Annotated in this window: 18 protein-coding genes and 1 tRNA gene; all 19 read right to left on the bottom strand. The window is 63.9% G+C overall.

The features are described 5' to 3' along the window. Positions 1-103: 103 nt before the first annotated feature. Positions 104-718: a CDP-diacylglycerol--glycerol-3-phosphate 3-phosphatidyltransferase gene (gene pgsA / locus RT131_RS15155; RefSeq protein WP_313173618.1), complete on the bottom strand. Its 615-nt coding sequence runs from the start codon at positions 716-718 to the stop codon at positions 104-106. 7 nt (positions 719-725) lie between these two features. Beyond that, positions 726-2,573, bottom strand: coding sequence for an excinuclease ABC subunit UvrC (gene uvrC / locus RT131_RS15150; protein ID WP_313173617.1), 1,848 nt, complete (start codon positions 2,571-2,573; stop codon positions 726-728). Then, on the bottom strand, positions 2,570-3,985 hold the full coding sequence (locus RT131_RS15145; protein WP_313173616.1) for a hypothetical protein: 1,416 nt from the start codon (positions 3,983-3,985) through the stop codon (positions 2,570-2,572). The genes uvrC and RT131_RS15145 overlap by 4 nt, the downstream gene beginning before the upstream one ends. Beyond that, the gene (locus RT131_RS15140; RefSeq protein WP_313173615.1) at positions 3,982-4,473 is read right to left on the bottom strand and encodes a low molecular weight protein-tyrosine-phosphatase; all 492 of its coding nucleotides are present in this window, start codon (positions 4,471-4,473) and stop codon (positions 3,982-3,984) included. Before RT131_RS15140 ends, RT131_RS15145 begins: the two co-directional genes overlap by 4 nt. Further along, on the bottom strand, positions 4,470-5,243 hold the full coding sequence (gene kdsB / locus RT131_RS15135) for a 3-deoxy-manno-octulosonate cytidylyltransferase (protein ID WP_313173614.1): 774 nt from the start codon (positions 5,241-5,243) through the stop codon (positions 4,470-4,472). Before kdsB ends, RT131_RS15140 begins: the two co-directional genes overlap by 4 nt. A gap of 35 nt (positions 5,244-5,278) precedes the next feature. After that, a complete protein-coding gene (gene lpxK, locus RT131_RS15130; RefSeq protein ID WP_313173613.1) occupies positions 5,279-6,301 on the bottom strand; it encodes a tetraacyldisaccharide 4'-kinase in 1,023 nt (340 codons plus the stop codon). Further along, positions 6,301-8,046, bottom strand: a complete 1,746-nt coding sequence (msbA, locus tag RT131_RS15125) for a lipid A export permease/ATP-binding protein MsbA (RefSeq protein WP_313173612.1) — start codon at positions 8,044-8,046, stop codon at positions 6,301-6,303. Before msbA ends, lpxK begins: the two co-directional genes overlap by 1 nt. After that, complete coding sequence (locus RT131_RS15120; protein WP_313173611.1) at positions 8,043-8,465, bottom strand: biopolymer transporter ExbD; 423 nt, start codon at positions 8,463-8,465, stop codon at positions 8,043-8,045. The genes msbA and RT131_RS15120 overlap by 4 nt, the downstream gene beginning before the upstream one ends. Positions 8,466-8,469: 4 nt before the next feature. Next, entirely contained in the window at positions 8,470-9,132 is a 663-nt protein-coding gene (locus tag RT131_RS15115) for a MotA/TolQ/ExbB proton channel family protein (protein ID WP_282270584.1), read from the bottom strand. A gap of 27 nt (positions 9,133-9,159) precedes the next feature. Continuing rightward, positions 9,160-11,454, bottom strand: coding sequence for a DNA internalization-related competence protein ComEC/Rec2 (locus RT131_RS15110; RefSeq protein WP_313173624.1), 2,295 nt, complete (start codon positions 11,452-11,454; stop codon positions 9,160-9,162). Positions 11,455-11,885: 431 nt separating this feature from the next. Continuing rightward, a complete protein-coding gene (pnp, locus tag RT131_RS15105; protein WP_313173610.1) occupies positions 11,886-13,994 on the bottom strand; it encodes a polyribonucleotide nucleotidyltransferase in 2,109 nt (702 codons plus the stop codon). A gap of 145 nt (positions 13,995-14,139) precedes the next feature. Next, positions 14,140-14,400 carry a 30S ribosomal protein S15 gene (rpsO, locus tag RT131_RS15100; protein ID WP_057626688.1) on the bottom strand — a complete coding sequence of 87 codons (261 nt, stop codon included), beginning with the start codon at positions 14,398-14,400 and terminating at the stop codon, positions 14,140-14,142. A gap of 182 nt (positions 14,401-14,582) precedes the next feature. After that, positions 14,583-15,494: a tRNA pseudouridine(55) synthase TruB gene (truB, locus tag RT131_RS15095; protein WP_313173609.1), complete on the bottom strand. Its 912-nt coding sequence runs from the start codon at positions 15,492-15,494 to the stop codon at positions 14,583-14,585. A 114-nt stretch (positions 15,495-15,608) separates the two neighbouring features. Next, positions 15,609-15,992 carry a 30S ribosome-binding factor RbfA gene (rbfA, locus tag RT131_RS15090; protein WP_313173608.1) on the bottom strand — a complete coding sequence of 128 codons (384 nt, stop codon included), beginning with the start codon at positions 15,990-15,992 and terminating at the stop codon, positions 15,609-15,611. 168 nt (positions 15,993-16,160) lie between these two features. Then, entirely contained in the window at positions 16,161-18,800 is a 2,640-nt protein-coding gene (gene infB / locus RT131_RS15085; protein WP_313173607.1) for a translation initiation factor IF-2, read from the bottom strand. A 95-nt stretch (positions 18,801-18,895) separates the two neighbouring features. After that, a complete protein-coding gene (nusA, locus tag RT131_RS15080; protein WP_313173606.1) occupies positions 18,896-20,407 on the bottom strand; it encodes a transcription termination factor NusA in 1,512 nt (503 codons plus the stop codon). A 4-nt stretch (positions 20,408-20,411) separates the two neighbouring features. After that, positions 20,412-20,999, bottom strand: a complete 588-nt coding sequence (gene rimP / locus RT131_RS15075) for a ribosome maturation factor RimP (protein ID WP_313173605.1) — start codon at positions 20,997-20,999, stop codon at positions 20,412-20,414. Positions 21,000-21,196: 197 nt separating this feature from the next. Further along, positions 21,197-21,273 (bottom strand) — tRNA-Met (locus RT131_RS15070). 202 nt (positions 21,274-21,475) lie between these two features. Further along, positions 21,476-22,933: an NADH-quinone oxidoreductase subunit NuoN gene (nuoN, locus tag RT131_RS15065; RefSeq protein ID WP_313173604.1), complete on the bottom strand. Its 1,458-nt coding sequence runs from the start codon at positions 22,931-22,933 to the stop codon at positions 21,476-21,478. Positions 22,934-22,954: the final 21 nt, after the last annotated feature.

Genomic DNA, 22,954 nt, shown 5'->3' with positions numbered 1-22,954 from the left:
AACTCGCGACCTCAACCTTGGCAAGGTTGCGCTCTACCAACTGAGCTATTCCCGCTTGGGAGGCGAAATTCTACATGCATTGGGCGCAGTGTCAACAGCCCGTTCACTTTTTGACTGCACCATTTCGGGCGGCCTTTTCGTCTTCACGCAGGCTCGGCCAGGCCGCACGCAGGTATTGCAATGCAGACACCAGAGTCAGCAAAGCGGCGATGGCCAGCATCCAGTCACCGATATGGAAAACCGGCTCGCCCATCCAGATGGTTTTGTAAGAGGTATTGGGTGACACCGAATACAGCAGGCAGAGCAGCGCCACCATCTGCGCGGTGGTCTTGACCTTGCCGATCATCGCCACCCGCACCTTGGCGCGCTGGCCGATTTCAGCCATCCATTCGCGCAGGGCAGATACCGCGATCTCCCGACCGACGATCACCGCCGCCCAGAACGCCATCCACGGCGTCGGGTGCCCCTGCACGATCAGGAACAAGGCCACCGCCACCATCAACTTGTCCGCCACCGGGTCAAGGAAGGCACCAAATGCCGAATGCTGCTGGTAACGCCGCGCCACCCAACCATCCAGCCAATCGGTGATCGCCGCCAGGCCGAAAATCGCCGCCGAGGCGAAGTTGGTCCAGGCATAGGGCAGATAGAACACCAGCACCAGTACCGGGATCATCAGGATCCGCAGCAGGGTCAGCCAGGTGGGGATGGTCAATTTCATTACAACGTTACTCCGCTGCCGGATCGGGTACCGACAGTCCATGAAGGTTAGCGTAGATACGTGCAGCCAGGGCGGCATTGATGCCTTCCACGCGGGCAATTTCGGCCTCGCCCGCCGCTTTCAGGCCGGCAATGCCGCCGAAATGCTTGAGCAGGCTCGCACGCCGACGCGGACCGATACCTGGAATATCCTCGAGTTTGCTGGTCATGCGCGCCTTCTGGCGACGCCCACGATGGCCGGTGATGGCAAAGCGATGGGCCTCGTCGCGCACCTGCTGGATGAACTGCAGGGCCGGTGACGCCGCGCCCGGGCGCAGCTCGCGGCCATCGGGCAATACCAGCGCTTCGTGACCAGCGCGGCGTTCAACTCCCTTGGCCACACCCACCAGCATCACCCCTTCCACACCCAGATCGGCCAGCGCTGCCTGTGCCTGCGCCAACTGTCCAGCACCGCCGTCGATCAGCAACACGTCAGGCAGTACGCCACCCTCCTCCACCGCGCGACGGAAACGCCGATCGATGGCCTGGCGCATGGCGGCGTAATCGTCGCCCGGCTCGATGCCGCTGATGTTGTAGCGCCGGTACTGCGCACGTACCGGGCCCGCAGCATCGAAGACCACGCAGGAGGCAACGGTGGCCTCGCCCATGGTGTGACTGATATCAAAGCACTCCACGCGCTTGACCGGCTCGGCCAGCCCCAGCATCTCGCGCACGGCTTCGCTGCGCGCCTGCTGCGCGCCCGCGCTGTCCATCTCGGCGACCAGGGTGATCTGCGCGTTGCGACTGGCCAGCTCGACGTAGCCCGCGCGCTCGCCGCGCACGTTCCACTTCAAGGCAACCTTGCGCTCGGCCGACGCACTGAGCGCGGCCTCGATCATCTCCGCATCTGGAATCTGCCGATCCAGCAGCACTTCAGCCGGCGCCTCATGTTCGACGTAGTACTGCGAGACAAACGCGGCCAGCACCTCTTCGGCACTGTCCTCGCCGTTGGTGCGCGGGAAGAACGCGCGCGTGCCGAGATTGCGGCCATCACGGAAGGCCAGCAGCATCACGCAGGCACTGGCACCCTGGGTTGCGCAGGCCAGCACGTCCAGATCGGCGGCGCGGCCATCGACATACTGGCGGTTCTGCATGCTGCGCAACGAAGCGACCAGATCACGCAGCCGCGCGGCACGCTCGAACTCCAGCGTATCGCTGGCCTGCTGCATGGCCTGCATCAATTCGTCGGCGAGCTGGTCACTCTTGCCCTCCAGGAACATCGCCGCACGCCGCACCGATTCGTCGTACTCGGCCTGTGGCACCAGTTCCACGCAGGGAGCGCTGCAACGACCAATCTGGTACTGCAGGCAGGGCCGCGAGCGGTTGCGGAACACGCTGTCTTCGCAGCTGCGCAACTTGAACAGCTTGTGCATCAGGTTCAGCGTTTCACGCACCGCGCCGACGCCCGGATACGGCCCGTAATAGCGCCCGGGCACCGCACGCGGACCGCGATGCAGGGCGATCCGTGGCCATTGCTCGCGGGTCAGCAACACCTGCGGATAGGTTTTGTCATCACGCAACGACACGTTGTAACGCGGGTTCAGCGACTTGATCAGCTGGTTTTCCAGCAGCAGTGCTTCGGCCTCGGTGCGGGTCACGGTGACATCCATCCGCGCCACCTGCGACAGCATCATCATGATGCGCCGGCTCTTCGGCGAGCCGTTGAAATAGCTGCCTACGCGCTTGCGCAGCGCGCCGGCCTTGCCCACGTACAGCAAGGTGTCGTCGGCAGCGTACATCCGGTACACACCAGGCGCGGTACTCAGCGCCGCCGCGAAGGCCTTGCCATCGAATTCATTGGCAACGACGTCGGTCATCCTTCAATCGGCACTTCACTCAGTTCACCGCTGAGTGGGTCAAAACGCAGCACCGCATGCGCGTCGGCCTCGGCAATCCAGATCGCCCCGGCGGCCACCGCCAGCGCGGCCGGGCCATGCAGGCGACGCGGCAGGTTGACGGTGGACAGGTCACCGCCGCCCAGGCGCAGAGTACGCAGCGAACCATTGCCGGCATCAGCAATCCACAGCAGCGGCGAATCCGGCCCCATTGCCAATGCCAACGGGTACTGCAGGCGTGCACGCAGGCGCGGGCCATCAACATTGCCCGACTCCCACGGCCCCTGCCCGACCAGGGTCTGCACCAGGTCACCACGCAGCTGCACGGAACGGATTGCCGAGCCGAGCGCGTCGCAGACATACAAGGTCTGCTGCACCGCGACCAGGCTGCTGGGCTGCGCGAACGCAGCCAGATGACCGCTGCCGTCGCGCACTTCCACTGCGCCGGCACCGGCCCGCCAGCGCAGCTCACGGGTGCCCAGGTCGTAGCTCCAGATATGGTTGTCACCCGCCATCGCGATATGGACCTGGTTGTCCGCCACCGCCACCGCTGCCGGATGATTGAGCGGACTGTCCCAGGGCTGGGCCAGCACACCGGCGCGCGGATCACCGGCACGGCCGGTACCGCACAAGGTGTCCACCTGGCCACTGATCAGGTTGATACTGCGCAAGGCATGGTTGCCGGTATCGGCCACGTACAGGATCTCGCGCACCAAGGCCAGGCCCTGTGGTCGATTGAAGGCCGCCTCACCGACGCCACCGTTGATCAGGTCGGCACTGCCCAGCCCGAACTGACGCAACACCCGGCCGGCATGATTGCACTCCAGCACCCGATGGTGACCGGTATCGGCCACATAAAGACGATCGGCCGTGGCCACCAGCCCGCCCGGGAACAGCAGCGGCAGGCGCGGCTCGGCGTTGATCTCGCGGATGCCATAGGCATCGTCATCGAGCGGCCGCATCTGGCCTTCGCCCAGGTTGTTCAAGGCCCGCTCCAGATCGCCGCTCGAGCCGACCAGGCGCTCCTGTTCCTGCCCATAGGCGTCGAGCAACAGCAGGGTTGGCCAAGACTGCACATCGAACCGTCGCCAGGCATCCCACTGCGCATCGAGCACGATGGGCGCGTTGACGCCCTGCCGACGCAGCAACTTCAACGCATGCTGCGGTTCGCGTTCGAATTCGAACCGCGGCACCTGCACCACCAGCAACTGCACCCGGCCAGGATTGCGCGCCTGCCAGCGCATGACTTCGGCCAGCCGCTGCATGCACCACACAGAGGCGCCGTTGACGAAGGCCAGTACCAGCGGGCGACCACGCATGTCCTGCAAGGTCGCAGGCGCTGCATTGAGCCAGATAGCGGACGTGGGCAGTTCCGTTACGCGGTTTTCGTTCATGCAGGGATTATGCCGGAGTCGTCGCGCCGCGACAGGCGGCGCACCGTGACCTGGGCCGCAGCATCGAGCAATGCCCAGCTGGTTTCGAAATCTCTCACATCACCGTAATAGGGATCCGGCACCCCATCCGCCCCATCGATGCCTGCCCACGGCAACCACAGCACCGCGCGCGCTTCCAGTCCGGCAGGCGCCAACGCCCGGGCATCGCGCAGATTGTCGTCGTCAGCGCACAGGATCAGGTCGTATTCCTCGAAATCCTCGGCCAGCAACTGGCGGGCACGCTGCGCCGATATATCCACGCCATGGCCGCGGGCACAGGCAACGGCCCGTGGATCCGGACCGCGTCCGGCATGCCAATGGCCCGAGGTCCCGGCCGAATCAACCTGCACCCAGCTGTCCAGACCTGCCTCGGCAATCCGCGCCTGCAAGATCCCTTCACCCATCGGCGACCGGCAGATATTGCCCAGGCAGACCACCAGCAACTTCATTGCCCAGCCCTCACCTGCGCATCAGCGCGCTGCAGGTCTTCCGGGGTATCGATCCCCGGCGGGAACGGTGCGGGAGACAGGCCCACGGCAATACGGAAGCCAGCCTCGAGCACGCGCAGTTGCTCCAGCGATTCGAGCTGTTCCAGATGACCGGGTGGCATCCCTGCGAACTGCTGCAGGAAGCCAGCCCTGTAACCGTAGATACCGATATGCCGCAGCCACTGGCCGGGGGGCAATACGTCGCGGCTGTGGGCGAAACCGTCACGATGCCACGGAATCGGCGCACGACTGAAATACAAGGCATCGCCCTGCGTGGTGCGCACCAGTTTGACCACGTTGGGATCAAACAGGGTCGGGGCGTCTTCCACCCGGGTCGCCAACGTCGACATCGGCGCACCGCTGTCGGCAAGAATCGCCGCCACCGCCTGGATTCCCGCCGCCGGGGCGAACGGCTCATCACCCTGCAGGTTCACCACGATCACATCGTCGGCCCAGCCGGCCTGCCGCGCGCACTCGGCAAGGCGGTCAGTACCGGAAGCATGTGCCGGGTCAGTCATCGCAACATGAATACCGGGCAGCCCCGCCACCACCTGCGCGATACGCGCATCATCAGTGGCCACCCAGACTTCGCGCGCGCCCGCCGCCAGCGCACGGCGCGCCACATGCAGCACCATCGGCTCGCCGCCGATCAGCGCCAGGGGTTTGCCGGGCAAACGGGTGGAGGCATAGCGCGCCGGAATGGCCACCACGAATTCAGGAACAACGCTCATTTCAACTCCTTCCAACACACCGACAACGGCCTGCCTCAGCCGCGGGCAAGCTTGCCCAAGCGGTCGAGCAATGCCACCCAGAACGCCGCCGGCAATTCTGCCTGCAACGGTACCGCGTAGTGCCATGCCGTGGCGAAGCCCTGGCATTTGACTGCGTCTTTTTCAGTCATCAATACCGGCAACTCGCTGCCGAAGGACAGGTCTTCCGCCGTGTAGCGATGATGATCGGCAAAGGCATGCGGTACGACGCCGATATCGCGGCTGCGCAGCATCTGGAAGAACCGCTGCGGGTTGGCGATGCCAGCCACCGCATGCACGCGCTGCCCGGCGAACGCCCTCAGCGCTTTGTCGCGACCACCTTTCAACGGCCGCGCCACATCGATCGACAAGCGCATTGCCCACTCGCCAAATCCCGAGTCGGCCACCGCCGCATGCGTATCGCTGGCCTGCCCCAGATTGACCACGCGGAAATCGCAATGCGCCGCGCGCGATGCGGGTTCACGCAACGGTCCGGCCGGCAACAGCTTGCCGTTGCCATAACGACGCACCGCGTCAACGACTTCGATCTCGATATCGCGGGCCAAACGGTAATGCTGCAGGCCGTCATCGCAGACCACCACGTCGCAGCCGGCCTCCAGCAAGGCCTTGGCGGCCGCAACCCGATCCTTGTCCACCCGTACCGGAACGCTGGTCTTCCAGGCGATCAGCACCGGCTCATCGCCGCCCAGACGCACGTCCATATCGGCAGTGACCCAGCGCGCCGTATCGGCCTCATCGCGGCCATAACCGCGGCTGGCAACACCAGGCTTCCAGCCCGCTTCACGCAGACGATTGACCAGTTCGATGGTCAAGGGCGTCTTGCCGGTACCACCGGCGGTGATATTGCCGACCACGATCACCGGCACCGGCACCTGCCCGGCGCGCAGCCAGCCGCGTCGGTACAGGCTGCGGCGCAGACCGGTCACCGCGCCATACAGGGGCGCCAACAACCGGGCCGGCAACGGCACCGGCGCATCGCCATACCAATAGGCCGGCGTTTGCGGTCCTTGCTTGGCCATCATTCCTGCCTGTCGCGGAACTGCATGCTATGCAGGTGTTCGTACAAACCGCCCAAGGCCAACAATTCGGCATGGGTCCCCCGCTCGACGATGCGCCCCTGGTCCATCACCAGCACCTGGTCGGCGTGCTCGATGGTGGACAGGCGATGGGCGATGACCAGCGTGGTGCGGTCGGGCATCAGTTTCTGCAGCGCGTCCTGCACCAGCCGCTCGGACTCGTTGTCCAGCGCGGCAGTGGCCTCGTCCAGGATCAGGATGGGTGCGTCCTTGAGCATTGCGCGCGCAATCGCCAAACGCTGACGTTGACCGCCGGACAGGCGGCCGCCCTTGGCCCCCACCGGCGCATCCACACCCTGCGGCAGCTGCTCGACGAATTCGCTGGCATTGGCTCCCTCGATCGCCTTCTGCAACTGTGCCTGGCCACGCTCCTGCAATTCACCATAGGCAACGTTCTCGGCAATGCTGCCATTGAACAAGGTGACCTGCTGGCCCACCAAAGCGATCTGGCGACGCAGATCGGCCAGCCTGTAGTCCTGCAACGGATGCCCATCGAGCAGGATCTGCCCAGCCTCGATTTCATAGAAACGCGGGATCAGCTTGATCAAGGTCGACTTGCCACTGCCGGAACGGCCAACGATGGCGGTTACCGTGCCCGGCCGTGCGATGAAGCTGATGTCTTCCAGTGCCGGCTTGGCCTGCCCCGCATAGCGGGCGGTGACATTGCGGAACTCCAGCAGGCCATTGGCGCGCTGCAGCGGCAGGTTGCCGCTATCCACTTCGTCCTGCGCATCCAGGACATGGAACAGCCGCTGCGCCGAGGCGATGCCGCGCTGGGTCATGTTCTGCACGTTGGTCAGCTGCTTCAGTGCGGGAATGATCGCCAGCATCGCCATCAGCAGGCCGACGAAATCACCCACCGTCAGCCGCCCGGCAGCCGCCTCATGCCCGGCGATCAAAAGCAGTGCAGCCAGGCCTACCGCACCGATCAGCTGCACCATGCTCGAGGAAATGCTGCGCGTTGCCTCAACCTTCATCGCCAGGCGCAGATTGGTATTGGCCAACCCGGTATAGCGCTCCAACTCGGCCGGCTGCGCACCGTAGATCTTCACTTCCTGCTGGCTGGACAGGGCCTGGTCCGCCGCCTGCAGCAGGTCCGCCCCACTTTCCTGGATGCGATGGCTGATGCGCCGGTAGCGTTTGGCCACCTTGTTCATCACCCATGCCAACGGCGGCGCCAGCACGAAGATCGCGAGCGTCACCTGCCAGCTGTAGTACAACATCACCGCCAGCGACCCAAGCGCCTGCAGCGATTGCTGCAATACAACCTTCATCGCATCAATCGCAGCCTGCGCGACCTGATCGCTGTCCGAACCCAGCCGCACCAGCATCGACGGCACCGGTTCGGCATCGAAGCGCTGACCGGGCAAGCGCAGATACTTGCCCAGCACCAGCACCCGGAAATCGCGCGCGATGCTGCGTGCCGCCTTGCCCATGCCGATATCGGTCAGATAGCCGGCCACGCCTCGCAACAGGAACAAGCCAATGACGGCCAACGGCATCCACTGGTTGATGTCCTGCGGATTCACCAGACTGTTGGTGATCGGGCTCATCAGCACAAGGAAACCACTGCCCGCAGCCGCCTCGATCAGCATGCCCAGCCCGGCCATCAACAGCAGCGGTCGATACGGCTTGGCAAAGCCGAGCAAACGCTTGTAGACCTGCCAGGGCGACGCGTTGTCACTCATTGCTTGGCTTCCGGTGCGGTGGCAATCGCTATCCGCCGGAACCCCAACTGACCCAAGGCATCCTGTGCGGTCACGACCGCCTGATAAGGCGTCCGCGCATCCGCACGCAGCAGCACGGTCTGCTCGCGATCCGCGCCGGCCAGCTGCGCGATGATCTGCTTGAGCGACTCGATATCGGTGCGCAGGACTTCCTGGTCATTGACGAAGTAACGACCGTCGGCATTAACCAACACGCTCAAGGCGCTCTGCGGCGCACTGGTCTTCTGGTCACTGGCCGTGGGTAACTGCACCTGCAGCGTCGAACGCGCATCAAAGGTGGTGGTCACCACGAAGAAGATGATCAGCACCAGGATCACATCGATCAGGGGCACCAGATCGATATGCGGCTCATCCTGCGTACGATTGCTACCAATCCGCATGGGCTCAGGCCTTCTCGGTTGCCGCCGGGCGCGGCGCGGCAGCCTTGCTGGCAGCCATCACCGCCGGCCGACCATCAAGCGCATCCAGCAACGCGCTGGCTTCCTGCTCCATCTCGATCACATAACCATCAATCAGGCCACGGAAGTAGCGGTGGAACATCAAGGCCGGGATCGCGACCATCATGCCGGTCGCGGTGCACACCAGCGCCTTGCCGATGCCGCCGGCCAGCTGGCCCACATCGCCCACGCCATGATCAAGGATGCCCAGGAACATCTGGATCATGCCGACCACGGTGCCCAGCAAGCCCAGCAACGGACCGGCCGAGGCAATGGTGCCCAATGCATTGAGAAAGCGCCCCATCCGGTGCACCAGATGACGACCGGTGTCTTCGATCCGTTCACGGATCTGGTCACGCGGGCGGTTGCGTGCTTCGAGCGCCGCCGCCAGCAAGGCACCGAGCGGCGAATTGGCGCGCAGGGAATCGATATGCGAGGCATCGAGCTTGCCGCGCGCGGCCCAGTTGCGGACCTCCTGACCCAGCCCCGGTGGCAGCACCTCGTTACGGCGCAGGCTCCAGAAACGCTCCAGGACGATTGCCAATGCCAGCACGCCCAATAGCAGCAACGGCACCATCGGCCATCCGCCGGCCTTGACCAATTCCCACACGTTTCAACCCTCCGGCACCGTGGCCGCCTATTCGATGTCAGATAGGATAGCAGCCGACCGCGCCCGCTCAGCGGCGTCCCATAGCCTTGAACGCCAGATTCTGCGCTCACGCAGCTGCACCCCCTCCTCGTGCAGCCAGACCTGCAGCATCCCGCTATCGGCGGTAGCCAGTACTTCCGCCCCGGAACGCTGCCAACGCGCCACTACGTCACCGCGCGGGTGGCCAAAGCGGTTGCCGTGGCCATTGGAGATCAATGCCAGACGCGCGCCGGCGGCGCGGACAAAGCCGGCGCTGGATGAACCGCCGCTACCATGGTGGGCGACCACTACCACGTCCGCGCTCAGCTTTGCCGGCACCTGTTTGAGCAGACGCTGCTCTATCACTTCGCCGATGTCGCCGCTCAACAACGCCGCACCGTAGCGGCCCTGCACCCGCAACACACAACTCGACTCGTTGCCGAGATAGGGGAAATCCGGCGGCGGGTGTAGAAACTCGAAGCGCACACCGTCCCATTGCCAGACCTGGCCTGCCTCGCAGGTCGCCGCCGCACCCGCAGCCGCCAACGTCAGGCCAGGCGGCATCAACACACTGGCCGGGGGCAGCACGTTGATGACCGCCGCCGATCCACCCGCATGGTCGTGATCACCATGGCTGACCACCAGTCGGTCCAGACGGCGAACACCCAAGGCACGCAGCGCGGGGACCACCACCCGCTCTCCCGCATCGAAACCATCCGCCACCGCCGGCCCGGCATCAAACAACAGCGCGTGATGCTGGGTACGCAACAGCACCGCCAGACCCTGTCCCACGTCCAGCGCAACCAGCTCGAATTCACCGGATCCGGGCCGGTCACGCCATGGCAGGCACAGCGGCAACCACAACAGCAAGGCCATGCCCTTGCCCGGGACCCCGGCAGGCAGCAATGCCCATGCCGCCGCCAGCAAGGCCAGCGGCAAGGCAAACCACCTTGATTCAGGCAGCCACCACAATGAATAGTGGGCGTCGCCCAACATCTGGAACAAGGGCCAGCTCAGATCGAAACACCATGCCGAGGCGCGCCAGGCCATGCCACCTGCACCAGCAACAGCCGCCTCCAGGCCAGTGCCGACCAGCGCCAACGGCACCACGAGCAGGCTCCACCAGGGGATCGCCACCAAATTGGCCAGTGGCCCGATCGCCGAGGCCTGCCCGAACAGCATTACAGTCAGCGGCAACAGTCCCAACGTCGCCACCCGCTGTGCGGACAGAAAACCACGCAGCCAGTGGACGCGCTCCGGCAGGCACCAAAGCAGCCACGCCACCCCGGCAAAACTGAGCCAGAAACCAGCGGTCAGCACCGACAAGGGCGCCAGCCACAACACCACCAAGGCCGCCAGGGCCAAGGCGCCGGCAACGTCGACCGGTCGGCGACCGAGCCGTGCCAGCATCACCACGGCAACCATCAACACGGTGCGCACCGTCGGCAATCCAAAGCCAGCCACCGCCGCATATGCGCCGGCACCGCACAGTGCACCGATTGCGACAGCCAGCGGACGCGGGCAATAGCGCCCGCACCAAGGCAGCAAGCGCCAAAGCCCGGCCACCAGCCATGCGGCGCACAGCGCGACCATTCCAACGTGGAAGCCGGAGATCGCGATCAGATGGGTCAAGCCGGTCGCGCGCAGCACCTGCCAGTCAGCCTCGCCCAGTCCACGCGTGTCGCCCAAGGCCAAGGCCTGCACATAACGCGACGATGCCGCCGGCACCTGTGCCACTATCCGCGCGGCCATGCGTTCACGCCAAGCCGCCAGGCCACCTGCCGCCCCCACCCGCAACGGCGGCGGCGATTGACGGACGATGCCGCTGGCGGCGATGCCCTGCGCCAGTGCATATCGCTCCGCATCGAAGCCACCTGGATTGACCAACCCGCGCGGCGCGCGCAGGCGCAGATTCATCTGCCAACGTTCACCCGCGCGCAGTTGCATCCGCGGGCCGGGTTCCGTTGCAGCAAACGGGTCGTACCAGGAAACCTGCAACAGCCGTCCGCGTAAGTCCGCAGGGATATCCACGTGGGTATCCAGGCGCAGTTGGAACCGCGTGCGTCGGATCTCATGCTGGGGAAGCGTGGTTACAACGCCTGTCAGTGTCAGCTCCTGCGCCTCCCTGGCCACAGGCAACTGCTGCTCCAAGCTCCAGCCTGCCTGCAGGCAGGTCCAGCCCAGCCCGGCCAGCACTGCACCCAGCCAGCGCCATCGCGGCGTTGCCAACCAGAGCAGCATTCCTGCCAGCAGTGCCAGCCATCGCAGGGACGCCGGGGGCAAACCCGGTGCCAGGATGGCCATGCAGATGCCGACCAGGAAGCAAATGGCCGTCGCCTTGCCGGCGAGCACGATGCTTCCCTCGGGGCGTGATGGGCGATTGGTGCCCGGTTGAACGGCCATTTCCATCTCCACTGACGCCACGATCAATGCTGGCAGGCGAATGCCGGCACTCCATCGGTGGAAGCGGGTGAAGACGGATCAGGATTGGCAGCTGGTGCCGGTAGTGCCGAGCCATGCTCGGCAGGGGCTTTCCCGGTAACGCCCTTGCCGAGCATGGCTCGGCACTACAAGGGATGCTGGGATGTCTTTGCCGAGCATGGCTCGGCACTACAAGGGATGCTGGGATGTCTTTGCCGAGCATGGCTCGGCACTACATCGGAGCGTTGTCTTTCGGGCAAAAGAAAAGCGGGCACAAGGCCCGCTTTTCTTCTCAGCGATACAACACCGCAGCCTTATTCGGCCGGGGTGCCCTCGCCTTCTTCAACGGCCTTCATCGACAGGCGGATACGACCCTGCTTATCGACTTCCAGCACCTTGACCTTGACCACATCGCCTTCCTTCAGCACGTCGCCAACCTTCTCGACGCGGTCGCTGGAAATCTGCGACACGTGGACCAGACCGTCCTTGCCCGGCAGGATGGTGACGAATGCACCGAAGTCCATGATCTTGGCGACCTTGCCTTCGTAGATGCGGCCCGGCTCGACGTCCGAGGTGATCTGCTCGATGCGGGCCTTGGCAGCCTGGGCAGCGGCGTTGTTCACCGAAGCGATGGTGATGGTGCCATCGTCCTGGATGTCGATCTGGGTGCCGGTTTCCTTGGTGATGGCCTGGATGGTGGAACCACCCTTGCCGATCACTTCGCGGATCTTGTCCGGGTGGATCTTGATGGTCAGCAGGCGCGGCGCGTAGTCCGACAGCTCGGCACGCGGGGAGGTCAGGCCGTGGGCCATTTCACCCAGGATGTGCAGACGGCCAGCCTTGGCCTGCTGCAGTGCCTGCTTCATGATCTCTTCGGTGATGCCTTCGATCTTGATATCCATCTGCAGGGCGGAGATGCCCTCGGCGGTACCAGCGACCTTGAAGTCCATGTCGCCCAGATGATCTTCGTCACCCAGGATGTCGGACAGGACGACGAAACGCTCGCCTTCCTTGACCAGGCCCATGGCGATACCGGCAACCGGCGACTTGACCGGCACGCCCGCGTCCATCAGGGCCAGCGAGGAGCCGCAGACCGAAGCCATCGACGAGGAGCCGTTGGATTCGGTGATTTCCGACACCACGCGGATCGTGTACGGGAAGGCTTCCAGCGACGGCATCACAGCCAGCACACCGCGCTTGGCCAGACGGCCGTGGCCGATTTCACGACGCTTCGGCGCACCGAAACGACCGCACTCACCGACCGAGTAGGGCGGGAAGTTGTAATGGAACAGGAAGTTTTCCTTGTACTCACCGGCAACGGCGTCGATCACCTGGCCATCACGGGCGGTGCCCAGGGTGATGGTCACGATGGCCTGCGTTTCACCGCGGGTGAACAGCGAGGAACCGTGGGTACGCGGCAGCACGCCGGTCTTCACGGCGATCGGGCGGACGGTGTCCAGCGCACGGCCGTCGATGCGGACCTTGGTATCCAGCACCGCGTTGCGCATGGTGCTGTATTCCAGCTCGCCGAATTCCTTCGACAGCTCGGCCGGGTTCCAACCTTCAGCGGCAACGCGGCCAGCCAGGGTCTCGACCACGTCCTTCTTGATCGCCGAGATGGCGTCACGACGCTGCAGCTTGTCACGCACCTGGAAGGCTTCGCCGAGCTTGCCGCCGACGGCTTCCTGCAGGGCGCTGATCAGCGCGGTGTTCTTGGCCGGGGCAACCCAGTCACTCGGCTTGGTGCCGGCTTCAACGGTCAGCTCGTTGATCGCGTTGATGACCTTCTGCATTTCGCGGTGACCGAAGGTCACGGCGCCCAGCATCACGTCTTCGGACAGCAGCGCGGCTTCGGATTCCACCATCAGCACGGCGTTGGCGGTACCAGCGACCACCAGCTCCAGCTGCGACTCCTTCAGCTCCGACACGGTCGGGTTGAGGATGTACTGGCCGTCCTTGTAACCGACCTTGGCAGCGCCGATCGGGCCCTTGAACGGGGTACCGGCCAGCGACAGGGCGGCCGAAGCACCGATCAGGGCAGCAATGTCGCCGTCCACTTCCGGGTTCAGCGACATCACCGTGGCGATGATCTGCACTTCGTTCTTGTAGTCTTCCGGGAACAGCGGACGGATCGGACGATCGATCAGGCGCGAAATCAGCGTCTCTTTTTCGGTCGCACGGCCTTCACGCTTGAAGAAGCCACCCGGGATACGGCCACCGGCGTAGAACTTTTCCTGGTAATCGACGGTCAGCGGGAAGAAGTCCTGGCCTTCGCGCGCGCTCTTGGCGGCGACGGCAGTGACCAGCAACACGGTGTCGTCCATCTTGACGATGACTGCGCCGCCGGCCTGACGGGCGATTTCGCCGGTCTCAAGCGTGACGGTGTGTTTGCCGTACTGGAAGGTTTTGGTGATTTTTGCCACGGGGGATCCTTGAAATGCTTTCTTAGATTGGTCCGATGCCAACCCATGCTGGCAGCGGCTGGCCGGGCGGTTCCGGCCGTCTACTACGATTTTGAAGCGCTTAAAACAAAGCCGCGGCGCATCGCTGCGCCGCGGCGGATATCGATTAGCGGCGCAGGCCGAGCTTTTCGATCAATGCTTTATAGCGTGCGACATCCTTGTTCTTCAGGTAGTCGAGCAGGCTACGGCGGCGGTTGACCATCTGCAGCAGGCCACGGCGGCTGTGGTGATCCTTCTTGTGTTCCTTGAAGTGGCCGGTCAGCAGTTCAATGCGAGCGGTCAGCAGGGCGACCTGCACTTCCGGGGAACCGGTGTCGGCAGCGCCGCGCTTGTTTTCTTCAATGACTTTCTGGGTGTCGATCGACATGATTTTTCTCTTCAGATGCGGGGCCAGCAGGAACGTCTCAAGACGCACCGCACAGCTCGCCGATTAATAGGCTGCCCATAGAGGTGGGCAGTTGCCCTTTTGAGGGCCGCAAAATTGTAACGGTCACGACCATCCGGGACAAGGCAAACCTCACCGGCAAGCCTGGATCCGCTCCTGCCCGTTCAGAGATTGAACCGACGCTGCGGCCCCAGTCGCCCACCTTCCTCGACCTGACCCAGTCCCAGCGGCTGGCCACCGTCGCCGTAAACCACCACCAGGCCTGGCGGCCAGGCCGGATTGCGCAGACGCTGCCCGAGACAGAACCGGGCGGCCTGTGCACTGTCCAGCTCGACCCGGGGGAATTGGCTCAGGCCCTGTTCGATCGGCAGCAACCATTCCAGCAGAGCGGCTTCATCCCCGGATTCAGCTATCCCGCGCAGGGCATCCAGACCAATCATCTTCGGCGCCATGAACGGTTCCACCCACAGCCGGCGCAGCGCGGTGACATGCGCACCACAGCCGAGCAGCTCGCCCAGGTCCCGCGCAATGCTGCGGATATAGGTACCGGAGCCACACGTCACCCGCAGCGTCAGGCACTCGCCTTCACGGGCCAGCACTTCAATGGACTGCACCTGCACTTCGCGCTCGGGGGCTTCAATGGCCTCACCGCGGCGCGCCTTGGCGTACAGCGGCTCGCCCCCCTGTTTCAATGCCGAGTAGATCGGCGCCCGCTGCAGGATGCTGCCCGTCAGGCTGGCCAAGGCCGCCTGCAACTGCGCGTCGCTGATTTCAGGCACCGGCCGCTCGCGCAGCACCGCGCCATCGGCATCATCGGTATCCGTGGTGCTGCCCAAGCGGATCTCAGCGTCATAGGCCTTGGCCGACCCGAGCAGCAGACCGGCAATCTTGGTGGCCTCACCGAAGCACAGCGGCAGCAGGCCAGTGGCCAGCGGATCGAGGCTGCCGGTATGCCCACCTTTCTCGGCACGGAACAGACGACGCGCAACCTGCAGCGCCGTGTTGGAGCTCATGCCGGCCGGCTTGTCGAGCAGAACGATGCCATCCAGGCGGCGGAATTGGATTCGGGGACGCATGCAACACCATGGGCAGGCCGCTGCGGGTTCGGCGCAGCCGGCAGAAAACAGGAAAGTCACCTACGCCAGCTTGCGTAGGCCAGACATGACAACAGCCCTTACGGGCTGCTGCGATTACGCTTTATCGTTGCCCTTGTCGGCGTCGGACTCGGGCGGCGGCGCCAGGTCGCGCAGCAGATTGTCGATGCGCTCGCCACGATCGACCGAGTCGTCGTAGTGGAAATGCAGTTCCGGCACATGCCTCAGCTTCATTGCCTTGGCCAGCGACATGCGCAGCTCGACCGACAACTCACGCAGGCCCTTCATCGCCTCATCCGCACGCTCCGGCATCAGCGCGGTCACGAAGATCTTGGCATGGGCCATGTCACGGGTGACTTCCACGTCCGACACGCTGACCGAGGGCAGCCCGAACTCGCGCACGGCAGCATGCACCAGAGTGCCCAGATCACGGCGGATCTGCGCAGAAACACGGTCGGTACGATGGAAAGTCTTAGGCATCAGGCAAGTATCAGCAATAAAGAGTGAATTTCAATGAAACCGGAGGGGACCACCCGCTGCAGCCGCATTCACGGCCACAGCACCTGATTCCCAACCCCGGCCGGCAGGGGATCCGTTCGCGGGACCCGCTTCAACGGATCCCGATTCCCGACTCCCCAATCCCAGCCGTCAGAGCGTGCGCGGCACTTCGATACGTTCGAAGCACTCGATCTGGTCGCCCGGCTTGACGTCGTTGTAAGCCTTCACGCCGATACCGCACTCGGTACCGTTGCGAACTTCCTCGACGTTTTCCTTGAAACGACGCAGCGATTCCAGCTCGCCCTCGAACACCACCACGCTGTCGCGCAGCACGCGGATCGGCTTGTTCCGCTTCACCACGCCCTCGATGATCATGCAGCCTGCAACCGCGCCGAACTTGGAGCTGCGGAACACGTCGCGGACCTGCGCGATACCGATGATCTCTTCGCGGATTTCCACGCCGAGCAGACCGGAGGCCACCTGCTTCACCTGGTCGATCACGTCATAGATGATCGAGAAGTAACGCAGGTCAACACCGTTGGACTCAATGATGCGACGGGCAGAAGCGTCCGCACGCACGTTGAAGCCGATGACGGTGGCCTTGGAAGCCACGGCCGAGTTGGCGTCCGACTCGGTGATGCCGCCCACGCCGGAGTGGATCACGTTGATGCGGATATCGTCGTTGGACAGCGCGACCAGCGCCTGGCTCAGTGCCTGCACCGAACCCTGCACGTCGGCCTTGATCAGCAGGTTCAGCACCTGCTGGCCTTCGCCCTTGCCCAGCTGCGCCATGATGTCTTCCATGCGGCTGCCCGCAGTGGCGACCAGACGCGACTCGCGACGCTTGGTTTCACGGGTCTGCGCAACGTCCTTGGCCAGGCGCTCGTCCTCGACCACAACGAAGTCATCACCGGCTTCCGGCACGCCGGACAGACCCAGCACCTGCACCGGAATGGACGGGCCCGCTTCGCCGACCTGGCTGCCGGTTTCGTCGAACAGTGCACGCACACGGCCGTACTGGATACCGCACACCAGGTAGTCGCCCTTCTTCAGGACGCCCTGCTGCACCAGCACCGTTGCGACCGGGCCACGGCCCTTGTCCAGCGAGGATTCGATGACCACGCCACTGGCGCGACCATCGGCCACGGCCTTCAGCTCCAGCACTTCGGCCTGCAGCGAAATCGCATCCAGCAGGTCGTCGATGCCCAGGCCGGTCTTGGCCGAGATTTCCACCATCTGCACGTCACCACCGAACTCTTCGGCAACGACCTGCTCGGCGAGCAGTTCGTTCTTGACGCGCATCGGGTCGGCCGAGGCCTTGTCGATCTTGTTGATGGCCACCACGATCGGCGCGTTGGCGGCGCGAGCGTGCTGGATGGCTTCCTTGGTCTGCGGCATCACGCCATCGTCGGCGGCGACAACCACCACCACGATATCGGTCAGCTGCGCACCGCGGGCGCGCATCGAGGTGAACGCGGCGTGGCCCGGGGTATCGAGGAAGCTGATCACACCCTTCGGCGTGGTCACGTGGTACGCACCGATGTGCTGGGTAATGCCGCCGGCTTCGCCATTGGCAACCTTGGTGCGGCGGATGTAATCCAGCAACGAGGTCTTGCCGTGGTCGACGTGACCCATGATGGTCACCACCGGCGCACGCGGCACCGCCACGCGCTCGTCGGCATCGCTGATCGCCAGCAGTGCGTCTTCGGCGTCGTTGTCGTTGGCACGCACGACCTTGTGGCCGAGTTCCTCGACAACCAGTGCAGCGGTGTCGTGATCGATGGACTGGGTGATGGTGGCCATCACGCCCATCTTGAACAGCGCCTTGACCACCTCGCCGCCCTTCAGGGCAAGCTTCTGGGCCAGATCGGCCACGGTGATGGTGTCGCCAACGGCGACTTCACGCACCACCGGTGCGGTCGGACGTTCGAAGGCGTGGCTGCCGCCACCACTACGCGATGCGTCATTGCCGCGACGGCCCTGCGGTGCACGCGCACCCGGACGACCGCGCGAATTACTGTTGTTGCTGTTGCCACGACGGGCACGATCAGACGCCGACAGGTGCAACTGGCCACCGAAACGGTTGCCATCGCCACCCTCGTTGCGCTTGCCCGGCTTTGCATTGGCATTGGCGTTGTTGCCGCGATCCTCGCGCACCGGGGCGCGGGTCGGGGCAGCCGCTGACGGCGCGTGGCGTGCATTGCGCGCCGGCGGTGCATCCGCCTCGACCTCAACCGGGGCCGGCTTTGCAGCGGCGGCCTTGGCCGCCTCTTCAGCAGCCCGCTTCTCGGCTTCGACGCGGGCGCGCTCGGCTTCTTCGGCCGCCTTCTGGGCAGCAATGCCTTCGTCGCGGGCGCGGTCCTTCTCGGCCAGCATGCGCTGCTCTTCGAGATTGCGCTGACGCGATTCCTCGAGCTTCCGCAGGATGTCCGCGCGCTCCTCGTCCGGCGTCATCGCAGCCTTGCCACCTTCCGGCTTGACGTAGGTACGCTTCTGGCGCACTTCGACATTGACGGTGGTCTTGCTGCGGCCAGCATTGACGGTCACTTCCTGATGCTTGCGGCGGTTCAGGGTGATCTTCTTCGATGCGGCATCAGCCTCTTCGACCGGCTGCTCTTCCTTGCCATGTGAACGGCGGAGGAAGCCAAGCAGCTTCACTTTCTCGGTACTGGTCACGACCTGGTCGGGACCGCTGAACTTCATCCCGGCCTGGGACAGCTGTTCAAGCAGTTTCTCGACCGGCGTGTTGACCAGTTCGGCGAGCTTGCGGATGGTGGTTTGCTGCGACATTCGGATCCTATGATCTTGTTTGCGCTCCCTCGTCACGAACGAAGGCAGCGCGGAGTCTACGCCCTGAGCGGCTCAGGGCACTGTTCATCGCTGGCTCATTCGCCACGCTCCAGGCGGGCGATCTCCTCGGCGCGGGCTGCCAGGACCAGCGCCGCGGCGCGCTCCAGATCCATGCCCTCGATGCCGAACTCCAGAACCTCGTCGGCAGCCAGGTCCGACAGATCCTCACTTGTGCGCACACCGTGGCCAGCCAGCGCGTACGCAGTAGCCTCATCCATGCCCTTCAGTGCCAGCAGATCGGCTGCCGGCACACCGCCGTCAGCCCCCTCTTCCACCGCCAGCGCTTCATTGAGCAGCGCATCGCGGGCGCGGGCACGGAGTTCTTCGACGATATCTTCGTCGAAGCCTTCCACTGCCAGCAACTCACCAACCGGCACGTAGGCAATTTCTTCCACCGTACCAAAGCCTTCCGACACCAGGATGCCGGCAATTTCCTCATCCACTTCCAGCTTGTCCATGAACAGCTGACGGGCAACGCCCTGCTCGGCTTCCGACTTGGCGGTCACCTGGTCCTGGGTCATCACGTTCAGCTGCCAACCGGTCAGGCGGCTGGCCAGGCGCACGTTCTGGCCGCCCTTGCCGATGGCCTGGGCCAGGCGGTCTTCGGCCACGGCCAGATCCATCGAGTGCTTTTCTTCATCGACGATGATCGACTGAACCTCGGCCGGCGCCATCGCGTTGATGACGAAGTTGGCCGGATTGTCATTCCACAGCACGATGTCGACGCGCTCACCATTGAGCTCGTTGGACACGGCCTGCACGCGCGAACCGCGCATGCCGATGCAGGCGCCGATAGGATCGGTGCGGCTGTCGTGGGCCAGCACGGCGATCTTGGCGCGGTCGCCCGGGTCACGTGCACAGGCCTTGATCTCGACCAGGCCCTGGCCGACTTCCGGCACTTCCAGCTTGAACAGCTCGATCATGAATTCCGGGGCGGCGCGGCTGATGAACAGCTGCGGACCACGCGGCTCCGAACGCACTTCGGCCAGGTAGCCGCGCACGCGGTCGCCGGCACGCAGCACGTCACGCGGAATGCCCTTGTCTTTCGGGATGAAGGCTTCGGCATTGCCACCCAGGTCCACGTAGATGTTGCCGCGCTCAGCGCGCTTGACCACACCGGTGACCAGTTCGCCAACGCGATCCTTCCATGCATCCACCACCTGCTGGCGCTCGGCTTCGCGCACGCGCTGGACGATGACCTGCTTGGCAGCCTGCGCTGCGATACGGCCGAAATCGGGGTTTTCAATCTGCTCTTCGATGAAATCACCGATTTCGACGCCATCGGCCTCGTCCACGGCGTCCATCAGGCGGATCTGGCGATCCGGCGACTCCATCACCACGTCATCGGCAACCACTTCCCAGCGACGGAAGGTCTCGTAGGTACCGTCCTTGTGGTTGATCGACACGCGCGCCAGCACTTCCTGGTCGGGGTAGCGCTTCTTCGCCGCCGAAGCCAATGCCGCTTCGATCGCATCAAAAATGACTTCGCGCGGCACGCCCTTCTCGTTGGCGACTGCGTCAACTACCAGCAAAAGTTCCTTGCTCATCGGCTCACTCCGCGCGCGGCTTTTTGGCCGCCGTTTCGTTATTGGAATTATTCTTGGCCTTGCCCTGCTTGGGGGCCGGACCCGTCGGTTTGGTCGGTGCCAGGCCAAGCGCGGCCCAGTCCGGAATGATGCGTGCCTTGTCGATGTTGTCGAACGAGGCCACGAACGGCTTGTTGTCGACGACAAAGGTCACCGTGCCCTGGGCCGCGTCCACCGCGACGATCTCGCCCTGCAGGCGACGGCGATTTTCCTGCGGCAGCTTCAGGCCGACCTTGGCGGATTCGCCGATGGCCTGTTCGAACTGGGCCAGCGTGAACAGCGGACGATCCACACCCGGCGAAGACACTTCCAGCGTGTAGTTGCCGCTGATGGGGTCTTCGACGTCAAGCTGGGCCGACACTTCGCGGCTGACCCGCTCGCAGTCGTCGATATTGACCATGCGCTCGGGTTGCTCAGCCATCGGCACATCGATATACAGGCGCAACGTTGCACCGCCTGGTGCCGGCAGATACTCGGCGCCCAGCAACTCGAGCCCCAACGCCTGCACGGTGGGGCTCAGCAGATTCGCGATTTCAGTAGCCTTGTCGCTCACAGCCTGCCTTGATTCGTAAGTTAGAGAACGGTTGTCACCCAACCGGGGTTTCTGATTTCCAGAAACAGCAAAGGGCCCACATGGGCCCTTTGTCCGTTTGGATCCGATGACCGGATCCCGGTTGCAAGAACGGAAGCAGCCGTTCTTGCGAGCCCAACTTTTGCCTCATCAACACATCGTGTTGCAAAGACCGAAGCTGGTAGCGGGGGCAGGATTTGAACCTGCGACCTTCGGGTTATGAGCCCGACGAGCTGCCAGACTGCTCCACCCCGCATCAGAAGCGGAATTATGAAGTAACCAAGTCGATAATGCAAGACTTATTTACTTCGCGTTTCTCACAAGAAGCTGGAGAAACCCGGAAAAACCCTTCCGGTTGAATCACTTATCAGGTGATTCCGACCTTCCCGCTGGGCGGTGAGGCCGTCAACTCAGGAGATGAATAATACACACTTCGCGCAGATTTGTAACGTTTTTTATTACAAATGTGCAAAAGAATTGCGCATCCACTCCATCAGCGGACCCAAGCCGAGCGGCAGGAACAGCAACAGGATGGAATTCACGCCCAGCACGATGCCCAGGATGCGGTCATTGTTGCGCGGCAGCGGCTCGCCGACCGGCTCATCGAAGTACATGACCTTGATGACACGCAGGTAATAGAAGCAACCGATCACCGCGCAGATCACACCTACCATCGCCAGCCACAGCAGGTCGCCATTGATGGCCGCGCTCAGCACCGACAACTTGGTCCAGAAGCCGAGGAACGGCGGGATACCCGCCAAAGAGGCCATGATGCACAGGACCAGACCGGCCATCCACGGGCTACGCGCGTTCAGGCCCTTGAAGTCCTCGATGTTCTCGGCTTCAAACCCGGCGCGCGACAAGGCAATGATCGCGCCGAACGCGGCCGTCGACATGATGGCGTAGGCAATGGCGTAGAACAGCGCGGCCGAATAGCCCTGCTCACCGCCACCGGCGATGCCCATCAGCAGGAAGCCGATGTGCGACACGGTCGAGTAAGCCAGCATACGCTTCAGGTTGGTCTGGGCAATGGCCATCAGGTTACCGACGACCAGCGACAGTGCCGCCAGGCCAGCCAGCACGTACTGCAGTTCGGTCGACAGTGGGCCCACGCCCATTTCCAGCAGGCGGTAAGCCATGCCGAACGCCGCCAGCTTCGGCGCCGAGCTGATGAACAGCGCGACCGGCGCCGGCGCCCCCTGGTAGACGTCGGGCAGCCACATGTGGAACGGGGCAGCACCCAGCTTGAAGGCCACGCCGGCAACCATGAACACCGCACCGGTCAACAACAGCAGACGCTCGTCGGAATGGGGGATGGCGGCGTGGATCACATCCAGGTGCAGCGAGCCGGTGGCACCGTAGATCAGCGACATGCCATACAGCAGCAGGCCCGAGGCCAGCGAGCCCAGCACGATGTACTTCATGCCAGCTTCGGCAGCGAGCTTGTTCTCGCGGTTGCTGGCAACCAGCGCGTAGGAACACAGCGCCAACAGCTCCAGGCCCAGGTAGACCATCAGCAGGCTGCCGGCCGACACCAGGATCATCATGCCGGCGGTGGCGAACAACATCAGCACAGGAATCTCGCCCTGGTACAGGTTGCGCTCGCGCAGGTAGCTCCAGCCGTAGATCAGGCTCAGGCCGCTGACCAGCACCACGACGGTCTTCATGACGTCGGCAGCGTTGTCACGGATGAACATCCCGTGGAACACCTCGCCCTGCCCGCCCACGCCATTCAACAGCATGATGAAGGCGACAGCGAGGATGGCCACCGAGATGAAGTGGGTCCAGACCTTGTGCCGGTTGCTGATGAACAGATCAAGGATCAACAGGGCAAAGGCACCGCCAATCACCACCAGTTCGGGCAGCAACGGCAGCAGGTCGGTCATGGTCAACGGCAGAGGCGTCGGCGTGGTCATCATCAAATCCTGGAATCAATA

It is taken from the genome of Stenotrophomonas sp. (assembly GCF_032066555.1).
Lineage (GTDB): Bacteria > Pseudomonadota > Gammaproteobacteria > Xanthomonadales > Xanthomonadaceae > Stenotrophomonas.
Note: the sequence above shows the minus strand (reverse complement) of the source record. Positions and strands in the feature narration are given on the sequence as shown.

Bases quoted from the DNA above. Each gene is read 5' to 3' on its own strand.
- RT131_RS15140 (WP_313173615.1), bottom strand. From the start codon at position 4,473: ATGAAGTTGCTGGTGGTCTGCCTGGGCAATATCTGCCGGTCGCCGATG.
- RT131_RS15110 (WP_313173624.1), bottom strand. From the start codon at position 11,454: ATGGCCATCCTGGCACCGGGTTTGCCCCCGGCGTCCCTGCGATGGCTG.
- nuoN (WP_313173604.1), bottom strand. From the start codon at position 22,933: ATGACCACGCCGACGCCTCTGCCGTTGACCATGACCGACCTGCTGCCG.
- pgsA (WP_313173618.1), bottom strand. From the start codon at position 718: ATGAAATTGACCATCCCCACCTGGCTGACCCTGCTGCGGATCCTGATG.
- msbA (WP_313173612.1), bottom strand. From the start codon at position 8,046: ATGAGTGACAACGCGTCGCCCTGGCAGGTCTACAAGCGTTTGCTCGGC.
- RT131_RS15120 (WP_313173611.1), bottom strand. From the start codon at position 8,465: ATGCGGATTGGTAGCAATCGTACGCAGGATGAGCCGCATATCGATCTG.
- kdsB (WP_313173614.1), bottom strand. From the start codon at position 5,243: ATGAGCGTTGTTCCTGAATTCGTGGTGGCCATTCCGGCGCGCTATGCC.
- RT131_RS15145 (WP_313173616.1), bottom strand. From the start codon at position 3,985: ATGAACGAAAACCGCGTAACGGAACTGCCCACGTCCGCTATCTGGCTC.
- nusA (WP_313173606.1), bottom strand. From the start codon at position 20,407: ATGAGCAAGGAACTTTTGCTGGTAGTTGACGCAGTCGCCAACGAGAAG.
- truB (WP_313173609.1), bottom strand. From the start codon at position 15,494: ATGCGTCCCCGAATCCAATTCCGCCGCCTGGATGGCATCGTTCTGCTC.
- lpxK (WP_313173613.1), bottom strand. From the start codon at position 6,301: ATGGCCAAGCAAGGACCGCAAACGCCGGCCTATTGGTATGGCGATGCG.
- rpsO (WP_057626688.1), bottom strand. From the start codon at position 14,400: ATGTCGATCGACACCCAGAAAGTCATTGAAGAAAACAAGCGCGGCGCT.
- rbfA (WP_313173608.1), bottom strand. From the start codon at position 15,992: ATGCCTAAGACTTTCCATCGTACCGACCGTGTTTCTGCGCAGATCCGC.
- infB (WP_313173607.1), bottom strand. From the start codon at position 18,800: ATGTCGCAGCAAACCACCATCCGCAAGCTCGCCGAACTGGTCAACACG.
- uvrC (WP_313173617.1), bottom strand. From the start codon at position 2,573: ATGACCGACGTCGTTGCCAATGAATTCGATGGCAAGGCCTTCGCGGCG.